Origin of the sequence: Nocardioides sp. (genome assembly GCF_050699375.1) — a bacterium.
Classification (GTDB): domain Bacteria; phylum Actinomycetota; class Actinomycetes; order Propionibacteriales; family Nocardioidaceae; genus Nocardioides.
Genome location: NZ_JBOHDN010000284.1, coordinates 1 through 9,118, shown reverse-complemented (window position 1 = coordinate 9,118; position 9,118 = coordinate 1). Strand labels below are relative to the sequence as shown.

Genomic DNA, 9,118 nt, shown 5'->3' with positions numbered 1-9,118 from the left:
TGCTCGTCCCGGGACCGGACTCCTCGATCTCGTTCTGCTACTCCTCCCGGATCGCTCCCGACGCTCCTGCGGTGAGCAAGTTCGGCAGCGTCAACCCGTCGAACGCCTCCCGCGGTCTCGGCGCGGTCCACTCGGTCATCACGGTGCTCGACCCCGAGACCGGCGCGCCGCGGGCGATCATCAACGGCGACAGCGTCACCGGGCTGCGTACCTCGGCGGCCACGACCCTCGCGATGCAGCAGGTCGCGCCGGACGCCGCCCAGATCCTCGTCGTCGGCACCGGCGCCCAGGCGCGCGCCCATCTCGACGCCTTCGCGGTGTCGCACCCGGCTGCCGCATGCTCGGTCTGGGGTAGGCGTACGTCCGCGGCTTCCACGGTCGCCGAGGAGCATGACGCTTCCGTGGCCGACGACCTCGAGGCCGCCGTCCGAGCGGCCGACATCGTGGTGCTCTGCACGTCGTCGCTCACGCCCGTGGTCGAGGACGACTGGGTCATCGACGGGACCACGGTGGCCAGCGTCGGCTCCTTCGCCCCCGACCGTGTCGAGCTACCGCCGTCGCTGCTGGGCCGCTCCACGGTGGTGGTCGACCACCGCCCCTCGGCTCTGACCGACTCCGGGCCCGTCGTCGAGGCCCTGGCCGCCGGCACCATCTATCCCGATCGGATCACCGACCTGGGCTCGCTCCTCCGGCCGTCGGTGGCTCCCCACGAACTCACTGATGCATCAGTGAGTTCACCCAGCCCATCCCTCACCCCGCATCCGACCGGGATCGTCACCTACCTCTCCGTCGGCGTAGGCGTACAGGACGCCGCGGCAGCGGCCGCGATACTCGCAGTGGCCGAGGAGATGGAGATCGGCGCCCAAGCCGACCTCGGCTAAGAAGCCGCCTTCTCGGCCTCGAGGGCGGCAGTGACCACGTCCAGGAGCGGGAGGCTCGTCAGCTCGTCACGGGACACCCATCGCGCATCGTCGGTGGTGCCGTCCTGCTCGACCACCCGCGGCTCCGCGCCGTCGGGGACGGTCGCGGTGAAGATCAGGTGGACGCCGTGGAACTCCTCGTGACGCCCGCTGGGCGCGGTGCCGACCACGTTCACGTCGTGCACGTCGAGCAACGGCCCGGTCTCGCAGGTGAGGCCGCACTCCTCGGCCACCTCGCGCACCAGCGCCTCGCGCGGATGCTCACCGAAGTCGAGGCCACCGCCCGGGAGCGTCCACGAGCCCGAGTGATACCCGCGCGGCGAGATCCGGGTGAGCAGGATCGCGCCGTCGGAGGCACGAGTGATGAAGGCGTACGCAGCCAGCCGCTGCATCCGCGTCGGCCTGTGCATGTCCAGGGCGTCGGTGACCAGCGGAGATGTCGGGATCTCGCCGCTCGTGACGGCGGCCAGCGACAGCCAGGCCGCCTCCGCGGTGGACCCGTCGACCTCCATCGTCTGCGGCTCGGGGGCATCGTGGGGCACCCAGCCGTCATAGACGATCCGGATCGCGTGGGAGTTGACCCGCCGACCCAACCGCCAGGCCTTCGCCTGGTGGACCGACTGGACCCGCGCCTCGGTGCCGACCTCGACCGGTACCCCGGCCTCCTCGTAGACCTCACGCACCACCGCGTCGCGCGGATCCTCGCCGTGGTCGATGCCGCCACCGGGCAGCGTCCACCGCTCCTCGGGCGTGACCTTCTCCGAGAGCCGGCTGAGCAGGATCTCGGGCTCCTCGGCCGCGCCGGCGCGGATGATGACGGCGTACGCCCCGACCCGCTGCACCTGCGGGAGCTTGCGTCGCCGCCCGCCGCGGCCCCGATTCCGCGTCGCCATCAGCTGAACGGAGGTCGGGAGTCGATGGCCAACGAGCGGCGGCCGGCCCAGCGCCAGACCTTCGCGGCCCGGTCGCGGTCGTCGTCGGTGACCAGGTTGCCCATCCACCGCAGAGCCAGCGTCATCAGCCAGTCGGAGCGCATTCCCGCAGGTCCGAGGGTGGATACCAACTTGGGGCGGGTCGCGATCCCGGCCAGGCGGCGCGCCACCGAGAAGGCCTCGCCATAGTGCTCACGCAGCGTCGCCGGCCACGCGGTGGCGAGATCCTCGCCGGCGACGATGGCGTCGGCGACGAGCCGGCCGGTCTCCAGGCCGTAGTCGATGCCCTCGCCGTTGAGCGGGTTCACGCACGCGGCGGCGTCCCCGATCAGCGCCCAGTTGGCACCGGCGACGCCCGAGACCGCGCCGCCCATCGGCAGCAGCGCGGACTTCTCCGCGCGCAGCTCGCCCTCGAGCCCGAAGCCAGGTCGACACTGCTCGGTGTAGAACCTCATCAACGGTTTGATCGCGACGTCCGCGGGCCGCTTCGAGGTGGCCAGCGCGCCCGCGCCGATGTTCACCTCGCCCGAACCCAGCGGGAAGATCCAGCCATAGCCCGGCAGTGCCTCACCGGACTCGTCGCGCAGCTCGAGATGGGAGGAGATCCACTCGTCATCGGCCTGCGAGGAGTCGATGTAGGCCCGCCCGGCCACGCCGTAGACGGTGTCGCGGTGCCACTCGCGGCCGAGCACCTTCCCGAGCGGCGAACGCACCCCGTCGGCCACCACGACCGACCGGCACGAGACCTCGACCCGCTCGGCGCCCGAGCCGGTCGAGAACACCACGGCGGCGATCCTGTCCCCGTCCCGGCGGACATCGACAGCACGCACCCCGTCCACGGCCGTCGCTCCGGACTTGATCGCCACGGTGCGCAGATGGTCGTCGAGCTCCGTACGCGGCACCGCGGAGCCCCAGTCGGGCAGGCTCCCGCCGGGCCAGGGCAGGTGCAGCGTCTGTCCGAACCCGTGGGCTCGCAGGCCCCGCGAGATGGGATGGGCGCGCAGCCAGTCCTCTAGGCCGAGACGGACGAGCTCATGGACTGCGCGCGGGGTCAGCCCGTCACCGCAGGTCTTGTCCCGCGGGAAGACGGCCGCGTCCGTCAACAGGACATCGACCCCGGCGCGCGCCAGCCACGCCGCCGCCGCCGAGCCGGCGGGCCCGGCGCCCACGACGATCACGTCGGCTGACTGCGGCACCGACGAGGCGGTGTCCTGAGCCTGTCGAAGGGTCATGCCTCATATCTTCCCAGAACCCGCCAACGGCCCGTCAGTGAACCCTCACCTCGACCCGGCGAGCGCACTGCTAGGTTATTGCAAGTTATTCGCAGTAGTAGTCGCAGTAGCTGTCGGAAGGCCCCCACGTGCACGACCCTCTCGGCGTACGTCGCCGCCGTCGGCGCGCCACGATCTGGCTCGTCGGACTCGTCGCGGCCACCGTGGCGACCTTTGTGGTGGCAGTCGGACTGGGCGCTGCATACATCTCTCCGAGCACGGTCGCCCAGATTCTCGGCCACCACCTCCTCGGCCTCCCCGAAGCCGCCTGGGAGGCGACCGAGGAGGCGATCGTGTGGAAGGTACGCCTCCCCCGGGTGCTCCTGGGCTCCTTGGTCGGTGCCGGCCTGGCCGTCACCGGGATGGCGCTCCAGGCGATGGTCCGCAACATGCTCGCCGACCCCTACCTGCTCGGGATCAACTCCGGCGCCTCCAGCGGCGCCGCGGCGGCGATCCTCTTCGGCGCGGGCACCGGCCTGGGGGCGTACGCCCTGCCCGGCTCCGCCTTCCTCGGTGCCCTCGCGGCGTCGTTCCTGGTGTTCGCCCTCGCGCGCAGCGGCGGCAGGGTCACCTCGCTGCGACTGCTGCTCTCCGGCGTCGCGGTCGGCTACCTGCTCTACGGCCTGACCAGCTTCCTGATCTTCGCCTCCGGCTCGGCCGAAGGAGCGCGGTCGGTGATGTTCTGGCTGCTCGGCTCGCTCGGGCTGGCGCAATGGGACGGCCTGCTCGCCGTGGTCGCCATCGGCGTGCTCACCACCGTGGTCCTGCTGACGCTGTGCGGCCGCGGCCTGGACGCACTCGCGATCGGCGACGAGACCGCCCACACCCTCGGCATCTCCCCCGACAGGTTCCGGACCCTGCTGCTGATCGTGGTGGCGCTGAGCGTCGGCGTGGTCGTCTCGGCCGCGGGGAGCATCGGCTTCGTCGGTCTGGTCGTGCCCCACCTGGCTCGGCGGGCGGTCGGTTCGGCCCACGCGGCCGCCATCCCGGCGGCGGCGCTCATGGGCGCGATCCTGCTGGTCTGGGCCGACGTGCTCGCACGGATCCTGCTCCAGCCGCAGGAGATCCCGATCGGCATCGTCACCGCACTGCTCGGTGCCCCCTTCCTCATCGTCCTCATCCGGCGCTTCTCGGCGCGCGACGTCTGACCCGACCCAAGGAGCACACTCCATGGCCAGCCCCACGACGCACCCGATGACCCGCCCCGTGACCCGCCCCGTGATCCGGCCCGTGATCCGCAGAGTCATCGCCCCGGCCGCCCTGCTGCTGGCCACGACCACCGCCTGCGGCTCCGGCGCCGGCGCCGCCGGCGAGGACGCCGGCGCGGAGGGCTTCCCGCTGACCATGAGCAACTGCGCCACGGAGGTCACCATCGACGGGCCCCCGGAGCGGATCGTGATGCTGAAGAGCTCGGCGGTGCCCTACCTGCACACCCTCGGCGTGATGGACCGAGTCGTGGCGCGGGCCGGCGACTACCCCGCCGACTACTACGACACCGAGACCCGCGCCGAGCTCGACAATATCCCGCTCCTGACCGACGAGATGGACACCAGCGGCCACCTGCAGATCTCCAAGGAGGTCGTCATCGGCGAGGAGCCCGACCTGGTCCTCGGCGAGGTCGACAACCTCTCCCGCGACACCCTCGACGCCGTCGACATCGACCTCCTCGAGGAGCCGGCGATGTGCCCCGAGGGCGTCAAGGACCCCGGGTTCGACGACATCTACAGCCAGCTGGAGACGTACGGAAGGGTCTTCGACCGGTCCGACGAAGCCACCAAGGCTATCGCTGACCTGCGCAGACGCGTCACGACCCTGGAGGCGGAGAAGGTCGGCGAGGGACGTACGGCCGCGGTTCTCTACCCGACGGTCGGCGGCGGCGTCACCTATGCGTACGGCACCCGTTCGATGGCCCATCCGCAGCTCGAGGCCGCCGGGTTCGAGGACTCCTTCGCCGATGTCGACGAGCGGGTCTTCGAGGTCTCGACCGAGGACCTGCTCGCGCGCGACCCCGACGTACTCATCCTGCTCCACAACTCCGGCGACCCGAAGGACGTCGAGAAGGCGATCACTCAGCTGCCCGGCGCCGAGGACCTCACCGCGGTCAGGAACGGCGACGTGATGGCGCAGCTGTTCAACTTCACCGAGCCTCCCTCGGCGCTCTCGGTCGACGGCCTGGAGCGCATCAACGACAGGTTCGGCCAATGATCGAGGCGGAGGGACTCAGCTGGTCGTACGCCGCGACCCCGATCCTCGAGGACATCGCCGTCGACTCCCACGAGGGCCGGGTCCTTGGCCTGATCGGCCCGAACGGGAGCGGCAAGACGACGCTGCTGCGGCTGCTCTACGGCGCCCTGCGCGGCAGCGGCACCGTCCGGGTCGACGGCGACGACCTCGGCCGGCTGCACGCCCGGGAGGTCGCGCGGCGCATGGCCGTCGTCGTCCAGGAATCGGGTACCGACACTACGCTGACCGCCGGCGAGATGGTCCTGCTGGGACGTACGCCGCACCTGTCCCCCTTCGCGAGAGCCGGCGAGCACGACCTGGAGGTCGCCGCCGACTGCCTGGCGCGGGTCGGCGGCAGCCACCTGGGCCCGCGCTCCTTCGGCGCGCTCTCCGGCGGCGAGCGGCAGCGGGTGCTCATCGCCCGGGCCCTCGCCCAGGAGGCGACCCATCTGCTCCTCGACGAGCCCACCAACCACCTCGACATCCGCTTCCAGCACGAGATCCTCGCGCTGGTCAGGAAACTCCGCACTCCGCGCGGTTACTCCCTCGCTCGGCACGAGCGGACGAGCAAGCTCGCCGCTCGACCTCGCTCCGGTCGTCTTGGAACGACCGCGATCGTGGTGCTCCACGATCTCAACCTGGCGGCCCGCTACTGCGACGACCTGGTCCTGCTCGACGAGCGGCGCGTGGCTGCGCGGGGCACCGTCGACGAGGTGCTCCGTCCCGAGATCCTCGAGCCGGTCTACCGCATCGGCGTCGAGCGCCTCGAGCTGCGCGGGGAGATCCACCTCCTCTTCCGCCCGGCTGCCTGATCCGCCTGATCCGCCTGAACCGCCTGAATCCGCGTGATCAGGTCTCGGGCTCGGCCTCGACCCTGGTCTCCGGAGCGCCCTCGTCCTCCGGGTCGACACCGGGAAGGTGCGCCTCCCAGACCTCGACGTCCATCACATAGAGCCGCAGCGTCGCCTCCCCACGCAGCTCTTCGGGTCCGAACGCCCGGGCGGTCCCGATCAGCCGACGAAACGCCAGCGGACAGCGCTTCTCGAGCTCGAAGTCGGGCACCTGGCGGGCCATCCCGGTCACGTACGCCGCGCTCGCCCCTGATCCGGGCGGCACCGAGGAGTCGAAGATGACCCCGGCCACGCGCGGGTCGCGCACGATGTTGCGGGAGTGCTGGGAGTCGGGCGCCGAGACCCAGTAGAGGTCGCGATATCCGTCGTGGGAGAAGTAGACCGGCGACGTACGCGCACGTCCGTCCGGGTCGGAGGTCGCCAGCACCAGGTAGGCGACCCTGTCGACGATCCCACGGACATGCCTGTCCAGATCAGCTGCCATACCTCGGAGGGTAAGCCATCTCCGAGGCGTAGGACCCTAGTAGCTCCTAGTGAAACGCCTTGTGCGACAGCAACGCCACACTCTTGTTCGCACAGCCGGTCGTCCTGTGCGGCACGAACTGCGAGTCGTACGAGTCCGGCACGTAGACCCGGAACCCGTCCACCTTGGTGGGCTTGCAGGTCGAGGCGGCGTACTTCTGGGCGGTCGACTCTGCGATCGCACTCACCGCCACCTGACCCGGCTTCATGATGACCTTGCGCGAGGAACCCTCACGCACCGCCGGCTTCCCGACCTGGTCGCCGTCGCCGCCCCCGACGTACGACAGCCCACCGAACCCGGTCAGGCCGCACGCGTGGTCGGAGACGTTGGTCAGCGTGATCTCACCGAACCGCGAGCCCGCGCCCGCATCGGTCGCGCGATAGCCCGCCTTCAGGTCGGTGTTGGTGCACTTCGGCGTCACCGGATCCGCGCCCCCGGGATCGGACGAAGAAGCAGACGAAGCAGAAGAAGCTGCAGAAGCTGCAGAAGCTGCAGAAGACTCAGTCCTCACCGGTGATCCCCCCGTGGCCGCCGGTGAGGACTGAGTCGGGGACGGTGACGCGCTGCCAGCGTCGGTGGACTCCGCGCTCTCCGAGGCAGGTTGTGGCGCGTCGACAGCCCCGTCCGTCGTCGACCCGCAACCTCCCATCGCGAGAGCGCAGAGGGTCCCGACTCCGACCACTGTCAGCCGTACGTGCCGCATCTTCGCTCCTCCGAGTAGCAGATGAAGTTGCCGACAACCATCGTCCCACCCGTCAGACGCGTGGCGAGATCGGTTCGTTGCAGCGGGTTCCAGGAAATCTTCTACGCCCCGGCTGCCCTGCGTCTCCCGCTCCGATGACGTGCGTCCTCAGGAGTAGGTCGGCGCCGCGCCCCGGCCCATAAATGGGCGAAGGCCCCGTCTCCCTGGGGAGACGGGGCCTTCGCATGACTGCTCGATCAGGCTCGGCCGACTAGGACTGGTACGAACCGAAGTCGAAGTCGTCCAGCGCGACGGCCTGGCCGCCGGTGTTGCCGAACTCGTAGTCGTAGTTGTCGTAGCCGGTCACGGAGTACGCCGCGGCACGAGCCTCATCGGTCGGCTCGACCTTGATGTTCCGGTAGCGCTCCAGTCCGGTGCCGGCCGGGATGAGCTTACCGATGATGACGTTCTCCTTCAGACCGCGCAGCGAGTCCGAGCGGCCGTTGATGGCAGCGTCGGTGAGGACGCGGGTGGTCTCCTGGAAGGATGCCGCCGACAGCCACGACTCGGTGGCCAGCGAGGCCTTGGTGATGCCCATCAGCTCCGGACGACCCGAGGCCGGCTTGCCGCCCTCGGAGACCACGCGCCGGTTCTCCGACTCGAAGTCGATGCGGTCGGCCAGGTCGGACGGAAGCAGGTTGGTGTCACCCGACTCGAGCACCGTGATCCGGCGCAGCATCTGCCGCACGATGATCTCGATGTGCTTGTCGTGGATGGACACACCCTGGCTCCGGTAGACCTGCTGGACCTCGTCCACGAGGTGCTGCTGGGTCTTGCGGACACCGAGGATACGGAGGACCTCCTTGGGGTCCGGCGTACCGATGGTCAGCGGCGCGCCGACCTCGATGTGGTCGCCGTCGCCGACCCGCAGCCGCGAGCGGCGCGAGACGACGTACTCGATGACCTCGGAACCGTCGTCCGGGGTGACCAGGACCTTGCGGGCCTTGTCGGTCTCCTCGATCTCGATGCGGCCGGCGACCTCCGAGATCGGCGTGACGCCCTTGGGCGTACGTGCCTCGAAGAGCTCGACGACACGCGGCAGACCCTGCGTGATGTCGTCGGCCGACGCCACACCACCGGTGTGGAAGGTACGCATCGTCAGCTGGGTGCCGGGCTCACCGATGGACTGGGCGGCGATGATGCCGACCGCCTCACCGATGTCGACGAGCTTGCCGGTGGCCAGCGAGCGGCCGTAGCACTTGGCGCAGGTGCCGGTGCGGGCCTCACAGGTGAGGACCGAACGGACCTTGACCTCGACGATGCCGGCGCGAACCAGCTCCTCGATCTTGACGTCACCGAGGTCCTCACCGGCGACCGCGAGAACCTCACCGGTGGAGGGGTGCTCGATGTCGACAGCGGCCGTACGGGCGTACGCAGCGGTCTCGGCGTTGTCGTCCTTGACGACGACGCCGCCCGTGTCGACACCGATGACCTTCGGCAGACCACGCTCGGTGCCGCAGTCGTCCTCACGGATGATGACGTCCTGCGACACGTCGACCAGACGGCGGGTGAGGTAACCGGAGTCCGCCGTACGCAGCGCGGTGTCGGCCAGACCCTTACGAGCACCGTGGGTGGAGATGAAGTACTCCAGCACGGACAGACCCTCGCGGAAGTTCGACTTGATCGGCCGCGGGATGATCTCGCCCTTCGGGTTCG

At 70.1% G+C, this 9,118-nt stretch carries 8 protein-coding genes and 1 pseudogene; 4 read left to right on the top strand and 5 right to left on the bottom strand.

Translation table 11 applies throughout. The annotated features are described in order from the left end of the window. The coding region (locus tag ACRDPS_RS20515) for an ornithine cyclodeaminase family protein (protein WP_431503514.1) at positions 1–881 on the top strand (881 nt) is incomplete at its 5' end. Here the strand turns inward: ACRDPS_RS20515 and ACRDPS_RS20510 are convergent. Together ACRDPS_RS20510 and ACRDPS_RS20505 are read right to left on the bottom strand one after the other, a co-directional pair. After that, positions 878–1,813, bottom strand: coding sequence for an NUDIX domain-containing protein (locus ACRDPS_RS20510; RefSeq protein WP_431503513.1), 936 nt, complete (start codon positions 1,811–1,813; stop codon positions 878–880). The two genes, ACRDPS_RS20515 and ACRDPS_RS20510, sit on opposite strands and share 4 nt — an antisense overlap. Further along, positions 1,813–3,084, bottom strand: coding sequence for a geranylgeranyl reductase family protein (locus ACRDPS_RS20505; protein WP_431503512.1), 1,272 nt, complete (start codon positions 3,082–3,084; stop codon positions 1,813–1,815). The genes ACRDPS_RS20510 and ACRDPS_RS20505 overlap by 1 nt, the downstream gene beginning before the upstream one ends. A 128-nt stretch (positions 3,085–3,212) precedes the next feature. Here ACRDPS_RS20505 and ACRDPS_RS20500 point away from each other — a divergent pair, with 128 nt between their 5' ends. The 3 genes from ACRDPS_RS20500 to ACRDPS_RS20490 are packed head-to-tail and all read left to right on the top strand — an operon-like array spanning position 3,213 to position 6,158. Further along, positions 3,213–4,271, top strand: a complete 1,059-nt coding sequence (locus tag ACRDPS_RS20500) for a FecCD family ABC transporter permease (protein WP_431503511.1) — start codon at positions 3,213–3,215, stop codon at positions 4,269–4,271. Positions 4,272–4,293: 22 nt separating this feature from the next. Continuing rightward, positions 4,294–5,328 (top strand): ABC transporter substrate-binding protein, encoded by a 1,035-nt coding sequence (locus tag ACRDPS_RS20495; RefSeq protein WP_431503510.1) that lies wholly within the window; start codon positions 4,294–4,296, stop codon positions 5,326–5,328. Then, entirely contained in the window at positions 5,325–6,158 is an 834-nt protein-coding gene (locus ACRDPS_RS20490) for an ABC transporter ATP-binding protein (RefSeq protein ID WP_431503509.1), read from the top strand. Before ACRDPS_RS20495 ends, ACRDPS_RS20490 begins: the two co-directional genes overlap by 4 nt. A 37-nt stretch (positions 6,159–6,195) precedes the next feature. Here ACRDPS_RS20490 and ACRDPS_RS20485 read toward each other — a convergent pair whose 3' ends face one another. From ACRDPS_RS20485 to ACRDPS_RS20475, 3 genes and pseudogenes are all read right to left on the bottom strand, one after another. Further along, entirely contained in the window at positions 6,196–6,681 is a 486-nt protein-coding gene (locus ACRDPS_RS20485; RefSeq protein WP_431503508.1) for a pyridoxamine 5'-phosphate oxidase family protein, read from the bottom strand. A gap of 46 nt (positions 6,682–6,727) precedes the next feature. Further along, the gene (locus tag ACRDPS_RS20480; RefSeq protein WP_431503507.1) at positions 6,728–7,141 is read right to left on the bottom strand and encodes a DUF4232 domain-containing protein; all 414 of its coding nucleotides are present in this window, start codon (positions 7,139–7,141) and stop codon (positions 6,728–6,730) included. Between the two features lie 532 nt (positions 7,142–7,673). Then, positions 7,674–9,118: pseudogene (locus ACRDPS_RS20475) on the bottom strand (DNA-directed RNA polymerase subunit beta'); the annotation flags it as partial.

Bases quoted from the DNA above. Each gene is read 5' to 3' on its own strand.
- ACRDPS_RS20510 (WP_431503513.1), bottom strand. From the start codon at position 1,813: ATGGCGACGCGGAATCGGGGCCGCGGCGGGCGGCGACGCAAGCTCCCG.
- ACRDPS_RS20505 (WP_431503512.1), bottom strand. From the start codon at position 3,084: ATGACCCTTCGACAGGCTCAGGACACCGCCTCGTCGGTGCCGCAGTCA.
- ACRDPS_RS20495 (WP_431503510.1), top strand. From the start codon at position 4,294: ATGGCCAGCCCCACGACGCACCCGATGACCCGCCCCGTGACCCGCCCC.
- ACRDPS_RS20490 (WP_431503509.1), top strand. From the start codon at position 5,325: ATGATCGAGGCGGAGGGACTCAGCTGGTCGTACGCCGCGACCCCGATC.
- ACRDPS_RS20485 (WP_431503508.1), bottom strand. From the start codon at position 6,681: ATGGCAGCTGATCTGGACAGGCATGTCCGTGGGATCGTCGACAGGGTC.